Origin of the sequence: Devosia sp., assembly GCF_028290435.1 — a bacterium.
Classification (GTDB): domain Bacteria; phylum Pseudomonadota; class Alphaproteobacteria; order Rhizobiales; family Devosiaceae; genus Devosia.
Map to the genome: position 1 here is coordinate 1 of NZ_JAQGJV010000010.1, position 20,285 is coordinate 20,285.

Sequence of the window (20,285 nt, forward strand, 5' to 3'; positions counted from 1 at the left end):
TTGGCTATTTGTGAAAATGGCCGGCAGGGTTGCAATCCCGTCCTCCCGTGTTCCCGCTCTTTGCAAGAATTCTTTGACGCCTTTCCAGGCTTCAAAGGGGCTCCGCGCCAATGTTTGCGAGTTGTAACTCTGGAATAGAAAGGCGCTTCATGGCCCTCTATGAACATATCTTTCTGGCGCGGCAGGATGTTTCCGCCCAGCAGGTCGAGGAATTGACCAACCAGCTGACCGAGATGCTCGTCAACGGCGGCGGCAAGGTTACCAAGAATGAATACTGGGGCGTCAAGACGCTCGCTTACCGCATTCGCAAGAACCGCAAGGCGCATTATTCGCTGCTGAACATCGACGCTCCGCATTCGGCCGTGGCCGAAATGGAACGCCTGATGCGCATCAATGAAGACATCCTGCGCTTCATGACCGTGCGCGTGGACGAGCTGGAAGAAGGCCCGTCGGCAATGATGCAGAAGCGCGATCGCGACGACCGCGATGGCGGTGGCCGTCCCGATCGTGGTGGCGACCGTTTTGGCGGCGGCGAACGCCGTCCGCGCCGTTTCTAAGATAAGGACCCAAAGCTATGGCAATTCGTGACCTAACTACCGCCCAGGCCCGCCGTCCGTTCCAGCGCCGGCGCAAGACCTGCCCGTTCTCGGGCGAAGGCGCACCAAAGATCGACTACAAGGACGTGCGCCTGCTGAGCCGCTACGTCTCCGAGCGCGGCAAGATTGTGCCAAGCCGCATCACTGCCGTTTCGGCGCTGAAGCAGCGTGAACTGGCTCGCGCGATCAAGCGTGCCCGCTTCATCGGCATCATGCCGTATGCCATCCAGTAAGTTCGCTGGGCTGGCGATCTAGCGGCGGTTCGCTGCGCTTCCGGTGCTCACGTACTTCAGTAAGCTCCGCTCCGGTTCTCGCGAACCAGCACTATCTTATCCAGCCCAACGACTTTCTGTTCGGCCTACTGCCCCACGGCAGTGGCCAGTGCTCTCAGGGGCACATCGTTGGGGTTTCGGATGGTCCGAGGCCCCTAACCACCCGAGGGTGGGACAGCCAAAGGAATATTGCTATGAAAGTTATTCTGCTCGAGCGCATCGCGCGCACCGGTTCGATCGGCGACGAAGTCACCGTCAAGGACGGCTTTGCCCGTAACTTCCTCTTGCCCCAGGGCAAGGCACTCCGCGCTACGGAAGGCAATCGCGCCAAGTTTGCCGTCGAACGCGTCAATATCGAAAAGCGCAACGACGAACGCCGCAACGCAGCCGCCGGCATTGCCGAAGGCCTCAACGGCAAGACCGTCGTCATCATCCGCCAGGCCGGCGAAACCGGCCAGCTCTACGGTTCGGTCGCATCGCGCGATATCGTGGAAGCACTGCAGGCTGATGGCTTCACGATCCAGCGTTCGCAGGTCGACCTCGCAGACCCGATCAAGTCGGTCGGCGTGCACACAGTGTCGCTGAACCTGCACTCGGAAGTGGCCGTGACCATCAAGGTCAACGTTGCCCGTTCCACCGACGAAGCATCGCGCCAGGATGCCGGCGAAGACATCACCGTGATCCAGTACGAACAAGACGAAGCCAGCGATTTCGCCGCCGGCCAGAAGGACGCCCAGCAGGACGACCGCTTCGACGACGAAGTCTGATTTTTTGGGACTTATCGACTGAGAGGCCGGGCGCAAGCCCGGCCCTTTTCGTTTGTGCCAGGCCTTAGAGGCCGGCAAAGAATTCGCGCACTTCACCAATCCAGATGCCGGGCACTTCCAGCACGGCATAATGGCCGCCTTCGTCCAGTTCGGTCCAGCGCACGATGGTGTTGGACTGTTCGCCAAAGCGACGGATCGGCACTTCGTCATAGCCGAACACGGCCACGCCGGTGGGAACACCCGAATTCGCCTTGGGGCTCCAGGCCTCGGGATCATGGGCATTTTCGTAGTAGAGCCGCATCGAGGAAGCCGCCGTTCCGGTGAACCAGTAAACCAGCGCATTGGTAAGGAAGGCGTCGGCATCAACCGCATTGGGCCGATCGCCAAAGCTAGTGAACAGGTCGCTGATCCAGGCCAAAAGGCCGATAGGCGAGTCGGAGACGGCATAGGCCAGGGACTGTGGACGACTGGACTGGACGGCGTTGAAGCCGAAATGCTCGGCCATGAAGCGTTGCAGCCGCTGCACGCGGGCCAGTTCGCGCTCGTTGAACGTGGCGATGACCTCCGGTTCGATTGGCCCCATCGGGATGAAGCCCATGGTCGCGGCGTTCAGCTGGATGCCGATCACCTTTTCGGGCGCGATGCGGCCGATTTCAGGGCCGATGATGGCCCCGGCGTCGCCGCCCTGCACGCCGAAGCGGGCGTAATCCAGACGGCTCATCAGCTCGATCAGCGCGCGAGCGATGCGGCCATTGTTCCAGCCGGCTTCCTTGGTGGGGCCGGAAAAACCAAAGCCAGGCAAGGATGGGATTACGACGTCGAAGGCATTCTCGGCTTTGCCGCCATGGGAGACAGGATCGGTCAATGGGCCGATGACGCCGAGGAATTCGACGAACGAGCCCGGCCAGCCATGGATCAGCAGCAGCGGGGTAGCATTCGCCTCGGCCGATTTGACGTGGATGAAATGCAGGTTCTGGCCATCGATGGTGGTGGTGAATTGGGGGTGCCGATTGATCGCGGCTTCCTGGGCGCGCCAATCGAACCCGGTGCGCAGGCGTGCGAGCATGGTCTCGACATAGGAGAGCGCGGGCCCCTGCTCCCACCCATCGGTGGTGACGGAGGGAAGAACCGTCTGGGCCAAACGCGCCTTGAGATCATCGAGGGCAGCATCCGCGACGGCAATTTTGAACGGGGTAATGGTGGACATTCTCGTTCTCCTGATTGGGTTTAGGTGAGATCGAGCTCACCGGGCCCCCTTGTTCTAGCCAGCGCGGCCGGATCAGGATTGAAGAAATCCGACAGTTTCAGGGTGGCGCGCCCGTGGCGATGGCGCGCGGAGTCTGGCCCATGAAGGCCTTGAGCGAGCGGATCATGTGGGGCTGGTCGGAATAGCCGAGCGCGAAAGCGACATCGGCGGCGAGGCCGCCAGCCTGCAGCAGAGACATGGCCTTGCGGGCGCGCTCGATCTGGGTGAAGCCCTTGTAGGTCAGGCCGGTGGTGCGCAGGAAATGACGCTGCAAGGTCCGCTCCGACATGGCCATCGGCTTGCCTTGCACGACCGACGAGACCGCCGCATTGGTTTCGACGATCTCGGCGCGGGCCAGCCGCTGGATAAAGCCATCCACATTGGCGAAATTGGGAATTTCCACCACGTCGGTGCCGATCCAGAAGCGGTCCTGGCCGATCATTGGCATCAGCACGCCCTCGTCGCGCATCCGCTCCCCCGGCATCAAAGGCATGAAACTATCCGGGTTGAAGGAGATGGAGAGAATTTCATCGCCAGGGTCGGCGATATAGGTCACTGGCCTGGTGGTCATCCCCGTGCGGAGGACCATGAGCCGATCGCGGCGTTTGAGGACCGCAATGTCCCAGCAGCCGTCGGGCAGGATCGCCATCTGGCTGGCTTCGGTAAAGGTGGTGAGGCTGACGTCGCGAACCAGGGGCGACACGAGGCCTGTGGCATGCGTTACAATGGGCATGGTCGGCGCGCTATCCCAGTTGCGGGCGCCACATCATCGGCGTTCGGCGGTCGCCTGTCCACCGCCCCGCGGGAAAGGCGCCCTGCCCGGTCTTGGGAAACAGGCGCGACTCGGTCATTTTGCTGCCTTGAGCATATGCAAAACAAAATGCGAACATTCCCCGTTGTCCACACAGTTCACAGGGGCCATTCGCACAACGTTAACCGTGCGGCAGGTAGGTCGAGACTCGTGATCAACCCCCGTGGTTAAGAAACGTTAACTTTCACCCCGAGGCACATGATGGCTGAAATCGCACGGCTTCATCCCGCGGAGGACAAGTCCTTCCGCCTCGCTCCGCACAACGTTGAGGCTGAGCAGGCGCTGCTGGGCGCCGTTCTCGTCAATAACGAAGCGTTTTACCGGGTCTCAGATTTTCTCGAACCCATCCATTTCTACGAGCCGATTCACCGTGAAATCTATGAGGTGATCGGCAAGTTCGTGCGCGCCGGCAAATCGGCCGATCCGATTACCATCAAGACGCACCTGCCCGAAAACCTGCTCGCCGACATGACCATGGCGCAGTATCTGGCGCGCCTGGCGGCTGAGGCCACGACGGTTCTGAACGCCGCCGACTATGGCCGCATGATCCACGACCTGGCGCTGCGGCGCTCGCTGATTCTGATCGGCGAGGAGATGGTGTCGACGGCATACGAGTCCGAGGTCGACGTCACGCCGGAAAAGCAGATCGAGGAGGTCGAAGGCGCCCTGTTTCAACTAGCGGAAAAAGGGCGTTACGACGGCGGCTTCCAGCCGTTCAATGCCGCGCTGAAAGATGCGATCCAGATGGCCGGCGAAGCCTATGGGCGCGACGGCTCGCTCTCGGGAACCTCAACCGGGTTGACCGATCTCGACCGGTTGATGGGCGGCTTGCAGCGCAGCGATTTGATCATTCTGGCGGCACGCCCTGCAATGGGCAAGACGGCGCTCGTGACCAATATCGCCTTCCATGTCGCCAAGGCGTGGAAGGGCGACGTGACGCCGGATGGGCATCGCAAGACCGTTGATGGCGGGATCGTTGGCTTCTTCAGCCTGGAAATGAGTTCCGAACAGCTCGCCACGCGTATTCTGGCCGAGCAGGCGCAGATTTCATCGTCCGACATTCGGCGCGGCAATATCCACGAAAGCCAGTTCGCCAAGCTGGTGGACACGTCCAACCTGATGGCGCAAATGCCGCTCTATATCGACGACACCGGCGGTATCAGCGTGGCGCAGCTCGCGGCGCGGGCGCGGCGGCTGAAGCGGCAGAAGGGGCTGGACCTGCTGGTGGTAGACTATCTGCAATTGCTGTCGGGGTCGTCCAAAGCCTCCAGCCAGAACCGCGTTCAGGAACTGACCGAAATCACCACCACGCTCAAGGCATTGGCCAAGGAGCTGGAAGTGCCGATCATTGCGCTGAGCCAGCTCTCGCGTCAGGTCGAAAATCGCGACGACAAGCATCCACAACTGGCGGATCTGCGCGAATCGGGCTCTATCGAGCAGGACGCCGACGTGGTGATGTTTGTTTACCGGGAAGAGTATTATCTCAAGAACAAGGAGCCCAAGGAGGGCTCGCCCGAACATTTGACGTGGCAAGGGGAAATGGACAAGGTGCACGGCAAGGCCGAAGTGATCATCGGCAAACAGCGCCACGGTCCTACCGGTACGGTGCAGCTATCGTTCGAGGCGCAATTCACGCGCTTCGGCAATCTGGCACGCACCGACTATCTGCCTGAGCGCATGGAGTAATATGAGCGTCACGTCTGGCCTGGGGGGCCTGCTCAGCATCGATCTGGGGGCATTGGCCCGCAATTGGCGTGCGCTCGACAAGGTCAGCGCAGGCGCGCTCACGGGCGCGGTGGTCAAGGCCGACGCCTATGGCACCGGCATCGCGCCGTCGAGTAAGGCGCTCTATGCGGCGGGGGCGCGGTTTTTCTTTGTCGCCACGCCGGACGAGGCCATCGCGGTGCGCAGTGCCCTGCCCGACGCGCATATTTTCGTGCTGGGCGGGCTCTATCCCGGCGCGGCCAACCTCTATGTGCGGCAGAATCTGATGCCCGTCATCGGCTCGATGCCGATGCTGGAGGAATGGCTGGCCAAGTGCCTCGAACGCAACGAGGCCTATGCGTCCGCCTTCCATTTCGACACCGGCATGAACCGGCTGGGTTTCCGCCTCAACGAGGCGAGTCTGGTCAAACAGCGCATCGAAACGCTGGGCTATGCGCCGCAGATGATCATGAGCCACCTGGCGTGTGCGGATCAGCCCAATCACGAAAAGAACCGCACGCAATTGGCGCTGTTCGGCTCAGTGATGGCGCAGTTTCCCGGCATTCCGGCCTCGCTGGCCAATTCGGCTGGACTGATGACCGGGCGCGATTATCATTTCCAGATGGTGCGGCCGGGTATCGCACTTTATGGCGGCCGCGCGGTCGTCGGACGCAAGAACCCAATGGCGCCGGTTGTGACGCTGCATGTGCCGATCCTGCAGGTCAAGGAAGCGCGCACCGGTGAAACCGTAGGTTACGGCGCCAACTATACGCTGGCGCGCGATAGCCGGCTGGCCATCATTGCCTATGGTTATGCCGACGGTTTCCTGCGGTCGGCCTCGGGCTCCAATACTCGGCCGGGCGCTAAAGTGGTGGTCAACGGGCGGCTTTGCCCGGTGCTGGGGCGGATATCGATGGATACCAGCATCGTTGACGTGACCGAACTGGGCGACAACCTGCCCAAGCCCGGCGAGGGCGTCGAAGTGCTGGGCCCCACGCTCGGCGTGGACGACCAGGCCGATTCGGCGGGTACCATCGGCTACGAAATCCTGACCTCGCTCAAAGGGCGGTACACCCGCAATTATGTCGGCGACGGCAATCTCGGCTAGTGTTCGCTATTTGTTCTTGATACGCCGAACGCTATGTGCATAATCGCTGCTGTCATTCCCGCATAGGCGGACATCCACTCGCGGCGCCAGCGGTGGACGGATTTCAGCCTTTGCGGGAATGGCACCAGCACCCGCGCCTTCTCGCTGCATGCGTCAGGAAGACAATTGGCCAAATCCCGCTCGTCCTTCATCTGCCAGGCCTGCGGCGCCGTCACGTCGCGCTGGCAGGGCCGTTGCGATGCGTGCGGGGACTGGAACACCATTGTCGAGGAACTGACCGATAGCGGGGTCGGCGCGGGTCCGAAATCGGCCAAGGCGGGTGGCAAGGCGGCCAATCTGGTGCCGCTGTCGGGGGAAACCGAGAGCGCGGCGCGGGTAGTCAGCGGCATTGCCGAGCTGGACCGGGTGACCGGTGGTGGCTTCGTGATGGGGTCGGCGCTGCTCTTTGCGGGCGATCCGGGCATCGGCAAATCGACGCTGCTTCTTCAGGCTGCGGCGGCTTTGGCCAATCGCGGCAAGCGCGTGGTCTATGTGTCGGGCGAAGAGGCCGTCGCGCAGGTACGGCTGCGAGCCCAGCGGCTGGGGCTAAGTGAAGCCGAAGTGCTGCTGGCTGCCGAGACCAATGTGGAGATCATTCTGGCGACGCTGGAGAACGGCGCGCCGCCGGACCTCGTGATCATCGATTCGATCCAGACGCTGTGGACTGACAGGGTGGACAGCGCGCCGGGGACGGTGACGCAGGTGCGCACTTCGGCGCAGGCCCTGACGCGGTTCGCCAAAAAGAGCGGCGCGGCAGTGGTGCTGGTCGGGCATGTGACCAAGGACGGGCAGATCGCCGGGCCCCGCGTCGTCGAGCACATGGTGGATGCGGTGCTGTATTTCGAGGGCGATTCGAGCCACACGTTCCGGATTTTACGCGGTGTCAAAAATCGCTATGGCGCTACGGACGAGATCGGCGTGTTCGAAATGACGGCTTTGGGCCTGGCCCAGGTCGCCAATCCATCGGCGCTGTTCCTCGACCAGCGCGACGAAGGCGCGGCCGGCTCGGCGGTGTTTGCCGGCATGGAGGGTACGCGGCCCCTGCTGATCGAAATCCAGGCGCTGGTGGCGCCCTCCCCGCTCGGCACGCCGCGACGAGCTGTCGTGGGCTGGGATTCTTCGCGGCTTTCGATGGTGCTGGCGGTGCTGGAGACGCGCTGCGGTGTGCGTATCGGCGCCAATGACATCTACCTCAATGTCGCTGGCGGCTTGAAGATCAATGAGCCCGCGGCGGACCTGGCAGTGGCGGCGGCGTTGATTTCCTCGCTGACCGGTTCGCCCCTGCCGTCGGAGTCGGTGTATTTCGGCGAGATCTCGCTGGCGGGCGGCATTCGCCCGGTGGTGCATGGGTCATTGCGGCTACGCGAGGCGCATAAGCTGGGGTTCAAATCGGTGTCGACCGGACGGCTCAGCGCGGCGGACCGTAATAGCGGGCTGGAGGTGTCGGAGTTCACCAACCTGGCGGACCTGGTGGGCCGGATCGCCGCCAAGGGGCAGAAGCCGGCGGCGAAGGTGGACGAATGGGCCTGAGCGTAACTCCTCAGCATGCTTTCTGGGAACATTGGCCGTGCAGGGCCCGCGCGCCCTTGGCAGCGGCGGCTAAAGCGGCTAAACGAAGCGCCATATGGGGCTCTGGGCCTCTTCTGGAGCTGGCGAAACCATCATGCTGACTGCGTTCGACGTTGGTATCGGAGTGCTTGTGCTGATCTCGGCGATCCTCGCCACGGCGCGGGGACTGACGCGCGAAGTGCTCTCGCTGGTAACATGGGCAGGCTCGGCCGCCATCGCCATCTATATGTGGAAGTACCATCCGGAGATCGCGCAGGGCTACATTGCCGATCCGACCGTTGCCGATATCGCCACCGTGGTGGTCAGCTTCATCGTCGCGCTGATTGTGCTGCATCTGCTGACCATGCGGATCGCCGATTTCGTGGTGGACAGCAAGATCGGCCCGATCGACCGCACGCTGGGCTTCGTATTCGGCGTGTTGCGCGGCCTGCTGATCGCCATCGTCGTCACTATTTTCGGCACCTGGCTGCTGGGTTCGAACCTGCCCCCGTGGGCGAAGGAATCGCAGTCGCTGCCGCACCTGACCCAGATGGGCAATTCGCTAATCGCCATGCTGCCGCCGGACCTGGAGAAGCAGGTTACGGAAATCCTCAAGGGTGGCACGGGGCTGACCGAGGATCCAACTGATCCCACCGGCGCGGCTGCCGAAGGCACCGACGAAACCGAAGATTCCAGCGTTCCCGAGGCCGGTACCACCGTTCCCGCTCCGGCAGCGCCAGTCGCACCGGCGACCAATCTTTGATCATATTGCGGTGAGTGTGCGTCACTCGCCACACGATGAACCAGAAGCCCACTATGATGGGCTTGACGATTAGGCGACCCAGCAATGCATGGGGATGCCTGATCATGGCGCCGCCGCTGGCGGCGCGCCAGTTTCTGCGGTTGAGGCAGCATTGGAATGGAGAGCCCGGTGAACCATCCGAGCGACGACACTTTCGATATCGATGGCGACACGCTGCATGAAGAGTGCGGCGTGTTTGGCATTTTGGGGCATAGCGACGCCTCGACGCTGACGGCGCTGGGCCTGCATGCGCTGCAGCATCGCGGCCAGGAAGCGGCCGGCATCGTCAGTTTTGACGGCCGACAGTTTTATACCGAAAAGCGCATGGGGCTGGTCGGCGACCACTATACCGACCCGGCCCTGCTGGCCAAGCTGCCTGGCACCATGGCCATCGGCCATACGCGCTATTCCACCACCGGCGAAGTGGCGCTGCGCAATGTGCAGCCGCTGTTCGCGGAACTGGAAGCGGGCGGTATTGCCATCGCGCATAATGGCAATTTCACCAATGGCCTGACGCTGCGCCGGCAGATCATCGCCACGGGCGCCATCTGCCAATCGACCTCTGATACCGAGGTGGTGCTGCACCTGATCGCGCGCTCGCGGCACACCTCGACCACGGATCGCTTCATCGACGCGCTGCGGCAGATGGAAGGCGGCTACGCCATGCTGGCAGTGACCCGCACCAAGCTGATTGCCGCACGCGACCCGATCGGCATCAGGCCGCTGGTGATGGGCGAACTCGATGGCAAGCCGATTTTCTGTTCGGAGACCTGCGCGCTGGACATTATCGGCGCCAAATATGTGCGGGACGTCGAGAACGGCGAGGTCGTGATCTGCGAGTTGCAGCCTGATGGCTCGATCACCATCGAAGCCCGCAAGCCGGTGCGGCCCGAGCCGGAACGGCCATGCCTGTTTGAATATGTGTATTTCGCGCGCCCCGATTCGGTGGTGGCCGGCCGCAGCGTCTATACGGCACGCAAGCGCATGGGCATTAATCTGGCCAAGGAAGCGCCGGTCGAGGCCGACGTGGTGGTGCCAGTGCCCGATGGTGGCACGCCGGCAGCTATCGGCTATGCGCAGGCCAGCGGCATTCCGTTCGAACTGGGCATCATCCGCAACCATTATGTAGGGCGCACCTTCATCGAGCCGACGCAGTCCATTCGCGCGTTTGGGGTGAAGCTCAAGCATTCGGCCAATCGTGCCGAAATCGATGGCAAGCGGGTCGTGCTGATCGACGATTCGATCGTACGCGGGACGACGTCGGTCAAGATCGTGCAGATGATGCGCGACGCGGGCGCTACCGAGGTGCATATCCGCGTCGCCAGCCCGATGATCCGGTATTCGGATTATTACGGCATCGATACGCCCGATCCAGAGAAGCTGCTGGCCAATCAATACAAGGACCTGGAAGCGATGTGCCGCTTTATCGGCGCCGACTCGCTGGCCTTCCTGTCCATCGACGGGCTCTACGACGCCGTTGGCGGCGAGCCGCGCAATAACCTCGCGCCGCAGTTCACCGATCATTATTTCACCGGCGACTATCCGACGCAGTTGACCGATCTCAACGGTCGGGCCAAGAACGAGCCGAAACAAATTTCCCTGCTTCGAGAGGCCGGTTAGTGGCTGATACGCAAGATCTTGCCGGCAAAGTCGTCCTCGTCACCGGCGCCTCGCGCGGAATTGGCTATGCCAGCGCCAGGGAGGCCGCGCGTCGCGGGGCCCATGTGGTGGCGGTCGCACGCACGGTCGGGGGCCTTGAGGAACTCGACGACGAAATCCAGGACCTGGGCTCGTCGGCGACGCTGGTGCCGCTCGACCTGCGCGATGGCGACGCTATCGACCGGCTGGGTGCGGCAATCTTCGAGCGCTGGGGCGCGCTCGACGGGTTGATTGCCAATGCGGGCATGCTGGGCACGCTGTCGCCCCTGCCCCATGTTGCGCCGGAAGAGTTCGAGAAGGTCATGGCGGTCAATGTGACGGCTAATTATCGCCTGTTGCGTTCGACCGACCTGCTGTTGCGTCAGGCCGATGCCGGGCGCGCGGTATTCGTGTCGTCGTCTTCGGCCAAGTCGGCGCGGCCTTATTGGGGTCTTTATGCCGCCAGCAAGGCGGCGGTGGACGCCATGGTCAAGGCCTATGCGGGCGAAGTCGAGCAGACCAGCGTGCGGGCCAATGTGTTCTATCCGGGCGCCGTGCGCACGGCGATGCGGGCCAAGGCGATGCCGGGGGAAAATCCCGATACGCTGCCACAACCGCGCGAAATTGCCGGTGCGCTGGTGGATATGGTCTCGCCGAACCTGACGCAGAACGGGCAGATTTACGACGTGGCGCAAAAGGGCTTCGTGGCGCTTTGAGTCGTTGCGGAGATATTGAATGAGCCTGGTTCGTCCATTTGCCACGGCTGACCTCGACAGCCTTTATGCAATTTCGCTGGCCACCGGCGATGCCGGCCGCGATGCGTCGCCCCTGCATCAGGACGGGCGGTTGATCGGGCATATCTATTCGGCACCCTATGCGATGCTAGCGCCGGACCTGGCATTCGTGGCCGAGGACGACGCGGGTTTGGCCGGCTATGTGGTCGGCGTGGCGGATACGCGGGCGTTCGACCGGCAGCTCGAACGGGACTGGTGGCCGGCGCTACGCGGGCAATATGCCGATCCATCGGGCTCGACGCCGGAAAGCTGGAATGCCGACCAGAAGCGCAGTTTCGCCATTCATCACCCCGGCAAGACACCTGATGAGGTCGTCGGCCCCTTCCCCGCGCATATGCATATGAACCTGCTGCCCCGGCTGCAGGGGACCGGTATGGGGCGCAAGCTGTTCGAGCGCTGGATGGCGAAGGCGCGGGTACTGGGCGTTCCCGGCGTGCATGTCGGCGTCAGCCCCACCAATGCGCGCGGTATGGGCTTTTGGCAGGCGATGGGCTTTGAACGGATCACCCTGCCGGGCAAGGCGATATGGCTGGGCCAAAAGATCAACCCAGCCTAACTCTTATTCGATCCGCGTCATCATCATCTTGTCGATACGGCGACCGTCGAGGTCGACGACTTCGAATTTCCAACCGCCATGTTCGAAGGTTTCGCCTTCGGCGGGCAGACGGTTGATGATGGACAACACATAGCCGGCAACGGTTTCGAACTTGGCGTCCTTGGGGATGGCGACGCCGAGACGGTCGGCGAATTCGTCGACGGGCATCCAACCGGCGACGAGATAGGAGCCATCTTCACGGCGAACTACGGCCGGATCGTCGCCGGTCTCTTCCTGAAACACGCCGGTGATGACTTCGAGGATATCGCCCGAGGTGACGATACCTTCGAAGTGGCCATATTCATCCACCACCAGCGCCATGTGGACGGTGGAATTGCGGATGGCGCGGACGACGTCGAGCGCGTCGGCGTGGTCCATCACGACGGGAACCGGGCGCACGAATTTGCGGATTTCCAACGGCTGGCCATTGGCGAAAGTAGAGATCAAGTCGGTGATGGCAACGACGCCAATGATGGAGTCGGCATCGCCATCCTGCACCAGCAGGCGCGAGCGATGGGTGCCGACGATGGTGCGGCGGATTTCATCGGGAGCGTCGGCGAGGTCGATCACCTCGACATCGAGACGCGGGGTCATCAGACCGCGAGCGGAGCGGTCGGCCAGGCGCATGACGCCGGAAATCATCGAATGCTCATCGCTTTCGATGACGCCGGCGGTGGTGGCCTCGGCGATGATGGTCTTGACCTCTTCTTCGGTCACCGTCTCCTCGCTTTCGCCGCGCTGGCCCAGAATGGTCAGCACGGCCTTGCCGGAAATATCGAGGACCCAGACGATGGGCGAGCCGACCTGGGCCAGCAATTGCATTGCGGGCGCGACGCGCGCGGCGACGCGCTCTGGATCGCGCAGGGCGATCTGCTTGGGCACCAGTTCGCCCAGGATCAGCGACAGATAGGTGATGATGACGACAACGACGACAACGCCCAGCACGTCCGCGACATTGGGGGCGACACCGACGGTTTCGAGCCAATCGGTGAGCCGGAGGCCCAGCGTGGCGCCGGAGAAGGCGCCCGAGAGCACGCCGACCAGCGTGATGCCGATCTGCACGGACGAGAGGAACTTGCCGGGGTCTTCGGCGAGACGGATGGCGATGGCGGCGCCCTTATTGCCTTGATCGGCAAAGACGCGCAGGCGCGCGGGGCGGGCAGACACGACCGCCAATTCGGACATCGACAACGCACCGTTGATGATGGTCAGAACGACGACAATCAGGATTTCTACGAACAAGGTGTTTTCACGATATGCGGCCCCGCACTCAGCATCGGGTCGCTTAGGACGCTGTAGTTATAGGGGCAAATCGGGCGATTGCACTATAGCGGGGAGAAAAATGTCGGGGACGGTGGGGGTTGAAAGGTGAAGCCCCTGCTTGGCGCATCTTGTTTGCGGCGCCGGCCCCCTCACCCGCCTCCGCTTCGCTCGGTCACCCTCTCCCCGATGGGGAGAGGAATTCTGATAGCTCAGCGCCCTCTTATACTTCTCCCAGTCGGGGAGAAGTATAAGAGGGCCGGAAGGCATAGCAGAGCGGACGTTAGCCCAGCTTGCGCTTGGAGACGTCGTCGTAGGGGTTTTTGCTGCCGGCGCGGACCCAGAGGCGGATGGGGGCGCCCTGGATGTCGAAGGCTTCGCGCAGGCCATTGGTGAGATAGCGCAGGTAAGCCGTCGGCAGGGCGTCGGGACGCGAGGCGAACAGGATGAAGCTGGGTGGCCGCGTCTTGGCCTGGGTCATGTAGCGGATCTTGAGGCGACGCCCCGAGACGGCCGGAGGCGGATGCCCCTCGACCATGCCGGCGAGCCAGCGATTGAGCCGCGCGGTCGAGACGTGGGAGTTCCACGAACGCTCGATCTTGAAGATCGCGTCCATCAGCTTGTCGATATTCTTGCCGGTGAGGCCGGACAACGTGACCAGCGGGACGCCGCGGATCTGTGGCAGCAGCCGCGTGCAGGCTTCCTTGAGGGCGGCCAAGGCGGCGTTCTTGTCCTCGATCAGGTCCCATTTATTGACGGCGATGACGAGCGCCCTGCCCTCGCGTTCGACCAGATCCGCCAGCGCCAAATCCTGCTTCTCGAACGGGATGGTGGCATCGAGCATCAGCACGACGACTTCGGCATATTGAATAGAGCGCAGGCTATCGCCGACGGCGAGCTTTTCCAGCTTTTCCTGGACGCGCGCGCGGCGGCGGATGCCGGCGGTGTCGACCAGGTTGATGACGCGGCCTTCCCATTCCCACGGCACCAGAATGCTGTCGCGGGTGATGCCGGCTTCGGGGCCGACCAGCACGCGGTCTTCGCCGACCATGCGATTGATCAGGGTGGACTTCCCGGCATTAGGACGGCCGACGATGGCGACGTTGAGGTAGCGCTTGGGATTCCAGCGTAAAGTTGCCTCGTCGCCCTCACCTTCCAGCATGTCCTCGGTGATGTCGACATCGGTCTCGGGCATGTCCTCAAGATCGGCAATGGCCTTGGCATCCTGCACCAGGGCGGCGGCGTCGATGGCCTGGGATACGATGGAATAGAGCTCGGACATGCCCAGGCCGTGTTCGGCCGACAGGGCGATGGGCTCGCCAAAGCCAAGCTTGAAGGCTTCGACCAGGCCCGATTCGGCGGCCTTGCTTTCGGACTTGTTGCCGACGAGGTGCACGACCTTGCCGGCCTTGCGCAGCACCTGGGCGAAGCGCTGATCGAGCGGCACCACGCCGGCGCGGGCATCGATCATGAACAGGATGACGTCGGCTTCCTTGATGGCCAGCTCGGTCTGCTGGCGCATGCGGTCTTCGAGGCTGCCGTCGGTGACGTCCTCATAGCCCGCAGTATCGAGAATGCGGAAGGTCAGGTCGGCAATGTGGCCCTCGGCCTCGCGGCGGTCACGGGTGACGCCGGGGGTGTCATCCACCAGGGCGATCTTGCGGCCGACGAGGCGATTGAACAGCGTGGACTTGCCGACATTGGGGCGACCGACAATAGCAACGGTGACGGTCATGGCAGAGATATCCGATCAGAGGGAAGGCGGCCGGCCCTATTCGAGGGTCGGCTCAGCCTCCGCAGGGGCAGCAGGCTTGGTGGCGTCGGCGGCAGGCGCAGACGGAGTGGCAGGCGCCGGCGTGGCGGCGGGAGCAGCCGGCGCCGATGCCGAAGGATCGATAGACGGCGCCGCAGGAACGGGCGCGGGTGCAACTGGCGCGGGCACGGCGGGAGCCGGGGTCACAGCAGGTTCGGGAGCGGGTGCCGGCGCCGGGGTGACGGTGATGTCATCGCCGACGATATTCTGGACGGCAGCGGCAGCGTCCTTGGCAGCCTGATCGACCGGCGCTGGAGCGATATCGCCGGCCGAGGTGAGGGCCGCGATATAGTAGCCCACGCGGTTGCGCACGGTGCTCTGGCTCATCGGATCATCGATGACGGCCTGGAAGCTGGCCTGGGCATCGGTGAACTTGCCGGCCTTGTATTGGGCGAGGCCCATCGCTTCGCGGGCGGCGTTGCGCAGCGGATTGCCTTCGGTGGCGATGGTTTCGACGCGCTGCTGCACATCGGCCAGGGTGCCGGCGTCGACCATCAGCGTGCCGCCGAGAACAAGAGCGAGTTCGCGCAGGCGCTGATTGGAGAGGCTGACGGCCAGTGCGTCATAGGCGGCGACCGCGTCGGTGACCTTGCCATCCTTGGCGAGCAGGCCGGCCTGCTTGAACTGGGCCAGCATCGGATAACTGCCCGAGCCATCGGCGATCAGGGTATCGAGCTGGGTCTGCGCCGCGGCGATATCGCCGCCATCGGCCAGGTCGAACGCAGCATAAAGCTCGTCCGACGACTTGGCGGCATTGTTGGCGTGATACCAGGTCCAGCCTTCATTGGCGGCGACGCCGACCACGACCAGGACCGCGGCCCCAATGATATAGGGCGCGAACCGACGCCAGAAATTGCGCATCCGGTCGGAGCGCAGTTCCTCGTCGACTTCGCGAAAAATATTATCCTGAGACATGGCGTGCCTGATGGTCTTGAGCCGAATTGCGCGCACGTTTAGCACGTGGCTTCCATATTGCAAATGCAGCGGTTCCCGGTGTTTGCAGAGTTGGGGCGGCATACACGCTAAAGCGCGCTGTTCGAGCCATGGTGGAGTCAGAACAGCAGGCGGGTTGTGCCCGGCCGGTCAGGGTCGAGCGCGGCTTGTGTGCCTCGGAGGAGCCATTCGCCGCGCACTTTGTGGCGCCCTGTCCCGTGAATGCTGTGGATCAGGCAGAACCGGCCGACGCGCCAACCGAATGGCTGCGGCAGATGCTGCTCGGGCAGAACCGCGCCACCGTAGAATAGCGTCATGTGCGGGGTGCCGGGCGCCTCTTCGGCGGGAAGGCCGCTTTGCATCATGGCTGTGCAAATCGCCGTGTAAAGCGCGGTCAGTTCCGCCTCGCCGGTGCTGCAGCGCACTACGGTGGCCCGCTTGGGGCCGTTGTTCCAAGTCAGGAAGCGATCGAAGACGACGTCGAACGGCGCAAAGTCGACGGCGGCGGCGGCGGTGATTGCACGATCAACAATATCGGCTGGGACAGTCGTGTACGCGCCGACGCCGTTCAGTGAGACATGCAGGTTATCGGCTCGTATCGGAACGCCGCCGTGTTGTGATGCCATCGTCGCGGCGAGCTGCGATATGGCAAGCGCCTCATCGGCGCGTGGCTGGAAAGCGAAGAAGAATTTGTGCGGCAACTGGCGCGCCTTTTCCCGCAGGCGCACCGGCATGCTGGCCGGAGCGCCGAAGAGACAGAGCTGGCGCGGGTCATGTCGCACTGGTCTTCGTTCCCTATTTGTTCTATGAACATAGCGAACGAAACCAGTGAGTCAACATGTGTCGAGTGCTGTTTATAGGGCTGGGTTGGGGGGCCCGAGCCACAGACCGGAGATCGCCCATTCGACGTTCTCCGGTCAAGTTGATCCTTATTCCCACTCGATGGTGCCGGGGGGCTTGCTGGTGACGTCGTAGACGACACGGTTGATACCCCGGACTTCGTTGATGATGCGGGTAGCGGTTTTGCCGAGGAAGTTCATGTCAAACTGGTAGAAATCGGCGGTCATGCCATCCACGGACGTGACGGCGCGCAGGGCACAGACGAATTCGTAGGTGCGGCCATCGCCCATGACGCCGACGGTCTGGACCGGCAACAGCACGGCGAAGGCCTGCCAGATTTTGTCATATTGGCCGGACTTGCGGATTTCGTCGAGATAGATGGCATCGGCGCGGCGCAGGATATCGAGCTTTTCCGGGGTGATGCCGCCGGGGCAGCGGATGGCGAGACCGGGACCCGGGAACGGGTGGCGGCCGATGAAGCTTTCAGGCAGGCCCAGTTCGCGGCCGAGGGCACGCACTTCGTCCTTGAACAGCTCGCGCAGCGGCTCGACCAGTTGCATATTCATGCGTTCGGGAAGTCCGCCGACATTGTGGTGCGACTTGATGGTGACCGAGGGGCCGCCGGTGAAGGAGACGCTCTCGATCACGTCGGGATAGAGCGTGCCCTGGGCGAGGAACTTGGCGCCGCCGAGCTTTTTGGCTTCGGCCTCGAAAGTCTCGATGAACAGGCGGCCAATGATCTTGCGCTTGGTTTCGGGGTCGGCCTGGCCGTCGAGCTCGCGCAGGAAGACCTCGGATGCGTCCACGTGGACCAGCGGGATATTGTACTGGTCGCGGAACATGGTGACGACCTGTTCGCTCTCGTTCAGACGCATCAGGCCGTGGTCGACATAAATGCAGGTGAGCTGGGAGCCGATGGCTTCGTGGATCAGCACAGCCGCGACGGAGGAATCGACGCCGCCGGAGAGGCCGCAGATGACGCGTTCGGAGCCGACCTGGTCGCGGATTTTCTCGACCATTTTCTGGCGATAGGCGGCCATGTTCCAGTCGGCTTCGAGGCCGACGATGTTGTGCACGAAATTGGCCAATAGCCGACCGCCATCGGGAGTGTGCACCACCTCGGGGTGGAACATGGTGGTGTAGCGCTTGCGCGCTTCGTCGGTGGCGATGGCAAAAGGGGCGTTGGGCGAGGTGGCGGCGACCTTGAAGCCTTCGGGAAGCTCGGTGACGCGGTCGCCGTGGCTCATCCAGACGGGGTATTTGCCACCGACCTCCCAGATGCCCTCGTAAAGCGCGCTGGGTTCGAGGATCTCGATATCGGCGCGGCCGAATTCGCGGTGGTGGCCGCCCTCGACCTTACCGCCGAGCTGGAGGCAGAAGGTCTGCTGGCCGTAGCAGATAGCGAGGATCGGCAGGCCGGAATCGATGATTTCCTGCGGGGCGCGCGGGCTGCCAGGCTCAGTGACCGAGGCGGGGCCGCCGGAGAAGATGACGCCCTTGGGACGCATGGAGGCAAAGGCCTCGCTGGCCTTGTTGAACGGGTGGATTTCGCAATAGACGCCCGTCTCGCGGACGCGCCGGGCGATGAGCTGGGTGACCTGGGAACCGAAATCGACGATCAGGATGCTATCGGGGGCCGCGTGGGCAGATTCGTCATGTGCTGTCATGGCGAGGCTTTAGCGCTGGAGGCGTTTTTGCGCAAGCGCTGCGGTGCATTGCGGGGTTGCGGCATTTGACTTTGTCGCCCGTTCGCCTAGCGTCGCGCGCGCTGATCCGAAGGAAGCCATATGGACGTCGACCGCCGTTTGCTGGGTGCCGATTTCGTGCGGGCGTGCGCGTGCCTGGTGGTGGTGTTTCATCACTTGGTGCAGCGCATGGGGTTTTCGGCCGACTTCACCTATCTCGGATGGATGCGGATTTTCGGCGTCATCGGCGGGCTGGGAGTGGCGATGTTTTTCGTCCTTTCAGGGTTCCTGCTGGCGCGGCCGTTCTGGCAGGCCCTGGAGCGGGGCGAGCCGATGCCGTCGCTGAAGGTGTATGCGCTGCGCCGGGGAGCGAGGATTATTCCGGGGTTTTGGCTGGCGCTGACGGTGACGTTCGTGCTGAGCTTCGCCGTGTTCGGGTTTCCCCTCGATGGCTGGCTGTGGCTGCGTTATGGCGCCGGGCTGCTGCTGGTGAGCGACTGGCATTGGACGACGCTGTTTCCGGTGGAGCTCAATGGGCCGCTTTGGTCGATAGGGTTCGAGGTAACGGCCTATGTGCTGATGCCGCTGGGATTTTGGTTGGTGTTTCGCGCAGCGCGCCGGGTCCGTAATGGCTTGGTGCAACTGGCCCTTTGGCTTGGGGTAATCGGGCTGGCGCTGGGAGCGCATTGGCTGTTCGCCAACTTGGTGCAGGTGGATCAAGTCGATGCCGGCTGGGACCATGGCATGCAGGGCGGCGCCAAGGCTTGGATGCCGCGGATCAATCCGTTCTCGATGTTTGCCATTTTTGCAATTGGGGCGCTGGCGGGCGGGCTGCAGGTGCGGCTGGGACAGTATCGGCATGGATTGTTTGACGCTCTATCGGCGTTAGCGCTGCTGGCGACTGGCTGCACGATCTGGCAGGTGTTTCTAAGTGGAAGCGTCGAGAGCTTTGCCTTTCTCGATGTGCCCTACGCCTTTCCATGGTTGCCGCTTGCGCTGGGGGTTGTACTGGCAGTGACGCCATCGACGCTGTGGCTGGGACGCCTGCTCGACAACCGGATTGTGCAGTATCTGGCACAGATTTCGTTCGGGATTTACGTCTGGCATTATCTGGTGATCGAGCTGATCGCGAAGTTCTGGTTTCCTCAACTGGCGCAGGGCGCCCATGGGCTGCAGTTGTTCATCCCCGGAGGGTTGGCAGTTATCGCCATCGCTATCCTCATCGCCGACCAATCCTACCGCAGGCTGGAGCGGCCGGTGATAAACTGGGCAAGAGGGCTGGAGCAAGAAGCCCCTTCACCCGGCGCTAAGCGCCGAAGTCTCTCCGGAGGGGCGGGGTGAGAAAGGCTAGTTCAGCAAGCCAATCGACAGGTTGAGCATGCTGGCGAAGGTGACCCAGAGCAGGTAGGGCGCGAATAGCCAGGCGGCGGGTTTGTCGAGCCTGGGGGCGGTCAGCATGAAGGCGATAATCAGCAGCCAGATGGCCATGATCAGGGCGTAAGCGGGCCAAATCTGGTGCGCGGTGAACCAGACCGGCGACCAGGCAAAATTCAGCACCATCTGCGCATACCAGAGCTTCATGGCGGTGCTGCGCGCGTCGATCATGAAAATGCGCCAGCCGGCGATGGCGATCAGCACGTAGAGCGTGAACCAGGCTGGGCCGAAGACCCAGTTGGGCGGATTGAACGGCGGCTTGTTCAGCCCCTCGTACCAGGTGCCAGGCAGCGACTGAGTGCCGATCACTCCGCCGACGCCGACGACGACGATGATGAAAGCGACCAGGATAAGCCACGGACGGGGCGTCCTGTAGTCGGCGAGGGAAGCGAGAGACATG

At 62.9% G+C, this 20,285-nt stretch carries 19 protein-coding genes; 11 read left to right on the forward strand and 8 right to left on the reverse strand.

Annotated features, from left to right (window positions below; all coding sequences use genetic code 11):
- Nucleotides 1-149 precede the first annotated feature (149 nt).
- The 3 genes from rpsF (at nt 150) to rplI (ending at nt 1,635) form a co-directional block, all read left to right on the forward strand.
- A complete protein-coding gene (gene rpsF, locus JWP26_RS03015) occupies nt 150-557 on the forward strand; it encodes a 30S ribosomal protein S6 (RefSeq protein ID WP_299723269.1) in 408 nt (135 codons plus the stop codon).
- Between the two features lie 23 nt (nt 558-580).
- On the forward strand, nt 581-829 hold the full coding sequence (rpsR, locus tag JWP26_RS03020) for a 30S ribosomal protein S18 (protein ID WP_299723426.1): 249 nt from the start codon (nt 581-583) through the stop codon (nt 827-829).
- 233 nt (nt 830-1,062) lie between these two features.
- Nucleotides 1,063-1,635, forward strand: coding sequence for a 50S ribosomal protein L9 (gene rplI / locus JWP26_RS03025; protein WP_299723272.1), 573 nt, complete (start codon nt 1,063-1,065; stop codon nt 1,633-1,635).
- Between the two features lie 64 nt (nt 1,636-1,699).
- Here the strand turns inward: rplI and JWP26_RS03030 are convergent, their stop codons facing one another.
- Together JWP26_RS03030 and JWP26_RS03035 are read right to left on the reverse strand one after the other, a co-directional pair.
- The gene (locus JWP26_RS03030) at nt 1,700-2,842 is read right to left on the reverse strand and encodes an epoxide hydrolase family protein (RefSeq protein WP_299723275.1); all 1,143 of its coding nucleotides are present in this window, start codon (nt 2,840-2,842) and stop codon (nt 1,700-1,702) included.
- Nucleotides 2,843-2,939: 97 nt separating this feature from the next.
- Nucleotides 2,940-3,614, reverse strand: a complete 675-nt coding sequence (locus JWP26_RS03035; protein ID WP_299723277.1) for a helix-turn-helix transcriptional regulator — start codon at nt 3,612-3,614, stop codon at nt 2,940-2,942.
- Nucleotides 3,615-3,893: 279 nt separating this feature from the next.
- Here JWP26_RS03035 and JWP26_RS03040 point away from each other — a divergent pair, with 279 nt between their 5' ends.
- The 7 genes from JWP26_RS03040 to JWP26_RS03070 all read left to right on the forward strand — a co-directional run bounded on the left by JWP26_RS03040 (nt 3,894) and on the right by JWP26_RS03070 (nt 11,881).
- Entirely contained in the window at nt 3,894-5,378 is a 1,485-nt protein-coding gene (locus JWP26_RS03040; protein ID WP_299723280.1) for a replicative DNA helicase, read from the forward strand.
- 1 nt (nt 5,379) lies between these two features.
- Complete coding sequence (gene alr, locus JWP26_RS03045) at nt 5,380-6,504, forward strand: alanine racemase (protein WP_299723283.1); 1,125 nt, start codon at nt 5,380-5,382, stop codon at nt 6,502-6,504.
- 165 nt (nt 6,505-6,669) lie between these two features.
- On the forward strand, nt 6,670-8,073 hold the full coding sequence (gene radA, locus JWP26_RS03050; RefSeq protein WP_299723286.1) for a DNA repair protein RadA: 1,404 nt from the start codon (nt 6,670-6,672) through the stop codon (nt 8,071-8,073).
- A 133-nt stretch (nt 8,074-8,206) separates the two neighbouring features.
- The gene (locus tag JWP26_RS03055) at nt 8,207-8,854 is read left to right on the forward strand and encodes a CvpA family protein (protein WP_299723288.1); all 648 of its coding nucleotides are present in this window, start codon (nt 8,207-8,209) and stop codon (nt 8,852-8,854) included.
- A 168-nt stretch (nt 8,855-9,022) separates the two neighbouring features.
- The gene (purF, locus tag JWP26_RS03060) at nt 9,023-10,513 is read left to right on the forward strand and encodes an amidophosphoribosyltransferase (protein ID WP_299723291.1); all 1,491 of its coding nucleotides are present in this window, start codon (nt 9,023-9,025) and stop codon (nt 10,511-10,513) included.
- Nucleotides 10,513-11,247 (forward strand): SDR family NAD(P)-dependent oxidoreductase, encoded by a 735-nt coding sequence (locus JWP26_RS03065; protein WP_299723294.1) that lies wholly within the window; start codon nt 10,513-10,515, stop codon nt 11,245-11,247. The genes purF and JWP26_RS03065 overlap by 1 nt, the downstream gene beginning before the upstream one ends.
- Nucleotides 11,248-11,266: 19 nt before the next feature.
- On the forward strand, nt 11,267-11,881 hold the full coding sequence (locus JWP26_RS03070; RefSeq protein ID WP_299723297.1) for a GNAT family N-acetyltransferase: 615 nt from the start codon (nt 11,267-11,269) through the stop codon (nt 11,879-11,881).
- 3 nt (nt 11,882-11,884) lie between these two features.
- Here JWP26_RS03070 and JWP26_RS03075 read toward each other — a convergent pair whose 3' ends face one another.
- The 5 genes from JWP26_RS03075 to guaA all read right to left on the reverse strand — a co-directional run bounded on the left by JWP26_RS03075 (nt 11,885) and on the right by guaA (nt 18,433).
- On the reverse strand, nt 11,885-13,147 hold the full coding sequence (locus JWP26_RS03075; RefSeq protein WP_299723429.1) for a hemolysin family protein: 1,263 nt from the start codon (nt 13,145-13,147) through the stop codon (nt 11,885-11,887).
- 316 nt (nt 13,148-13,463) lie between these two features.
- Nucleotides 13,464-14,915 carry a ribosome biogenesis GTPase Der gene (gene der, locus JWP26_RS03080; protein ID WP_299723300.1) on the reverse strand — a complete coding sequence of 484 codons (1,452 nt, stop codon included), beginning with the start codon at nt 14,913-14,915 and terminating at the stop codon, nt 13,464-13,466.
- 36 nt (nt 14,916-14,951) lie between these two features.
- Complete coding sequence (locus JWP26_RS03085) at nt 14,952-15,908, reverse strand: tetratricopeptide repeat protein (protein ID WP_299723303.1); 957 nt, start codon at nt 15,906-15,908, stop codon at nt 14,952-14,954.
- 137 nt (nt 15,909-16,045) lie between these two features.
- Nucleotides 16,046-16,660, reverse strand: coding sequence for a 2'-5' RNA ligase family protein (locus JWP26_RS03090; protein WP_299723306.1), 615 nt, complete (start codon nt 16,658-16,660; stop codon nt 16,046-16,048).
- Nucleotides 16,661-16,855: 195 nt separating this feature from the next.
- Entirely contained in the window at nt 16,856-18,433 is a 1,578-nt protein-coding gene (gene guaA, locus JWP26_RS03095; protein ID WP_299723309.1) for a glutamine-hydrolyzing GMP synthase, read from the reverse strand.
- A gap of 120 nt (nt 18,434-18,553) precedes the next feature.
- On the opposite strand from guaA, the gene JWP26_RS03100 reads away from it, so the two are divergent.
- Nucleotides 18,554-19,792: an acyltransferase gene (locus tag JWP26_RS03100; RefSeq protein WP_299723312.1), complete on the forward strand. Its 1,239-nt coding sequence runs from the start codon at nt 18,554-18,556 to the stop codon at nt 19,790-19,792.
- A gap of 6 nt (nt 19,793-19,798) precedes the next feature.
- Here the strand turns inward: JWP26_RS03100 and JWP26_RS03105 are convergent, their stop codons facing one another.
- Nucleotides 19,799-20,284 carry a TspO/MBR family protein gene (locus JWP26_RS03105; protein ID WP_299723315.1) on the reverse strand — a complete coding sequence of 162 codons (486 nt, stop codon included), beginning with the start codon at nt 20,282-20,284 and terminating at the stop codon, nt 19,799-19,801.
- Nucleotide 20,285: the final 1 nt, after the last annotated feature.

What these genes read in the sequence shown, in the direction of transcription:
- JWP26_RS03030 (WP_299723275.1), bottom strand. Translation starts at nt 2,842, where the DNA reads ATGTCCACCATTACCCCGTTCAAAATTGCCGTCGCGGATGCTGCCCTC.
- JWP26_RS03085 (WP_299723303.1), bottom strand. Translation starts at nt 15,908, where the DNA reads ATGTCTCAGGATAATATTTTTCGCGAAGTCGACGAGGAACTGCGCTCC.
- rplI (WP_299723272.1), top strand. Translation starts at nt 1,063, where the DNA reads ATGAAAGTTATTCTGCTCGAGCGCATCGCGCGCACCGGTTCGATCGGC.
- JWP26_RS03040 (WP_299723280.1), top strand. Translation starts at nt 3,894, where the DNA reads ATGGCTGAAATCGCACGGCTTCATCCCGCGGAGGACAAGTCCTTCCGC.
- JWP26_RS03090 (WP_299723306.1), bottom strand. Translation starts at nt 16,660, where the DNA reads ATGCCGGTGCGCCTGCGGGAAAAGGCGCGCCAGTTGCCGCACAAATTC.
- JWP26_RS03035 (WP_299723277.1), bottom strand. Translation starts at nt 3,614, where the DNA reads ATGCCCATTGTAACGCATGCCACAGGCCTCGTGTCGCCCCTGGTTCGC.
- JWP26_RS03100 (WP_299723312.1), top strand. Translation starts at nt 18,554, where the DNA reads ATGGACGTCGACCGCCGTTTGCTGGGTGCCGATTTCGTGCGGGCGTGC.
- alr (WP_299723283.1), top strand. Translation starts at nt 5,380, where the DNA reads ATGAGCGTCACGTCTGGCCTGGGGGGCCTGCTCAGCATCGATCTGGGG.
- rpsF (WP_299723269.1), top strand. Translation starts at nt 150, where the DNA reads ATGGCCCTCTATGAACATATCTTTCTGGCGCGGCAGGATGTTTCCGCC.
- guaA (WP_299723309.1), bottom strand. Translation starts at nt 18,433, where the DNA reads ATGACAGCACATGACGAATCTGCCCACGCGGCCCCCGATAGCATCCTG.
- JWP26_RS03055 (WP_299723288.1), top strand. Translation starts at nt 8,207, where the DNA reads ATGCTGACTGCGTTCGACGTTGGTATCGGAGTGCTTGTGCTGATCTCG.
- der (WP_299723300.1), bottom strand. Translation starts at nt 14,915, where the DNA reads ATGACCGTCACCGTTGCTATTGTCGGTCGCCCCAATGTCGGCAAGTCC.
- JWP26_RS03070 (WP_299723297.1), top strand. Translation starts at nt 11,267, where the DNA reads ATGAGCCTGGTTCGTCCATTTGCCACGGCTGACCTCGACAGCCTTTAT.
- JWP26_RS03105 (WP_299723315.1), bottom strand. Translation starts at nt 20,284, where the DNA reads ATGTCTCTCGCTTCCCTCGCCGACTACAGGACGCCCCGTCCGTGGCTT.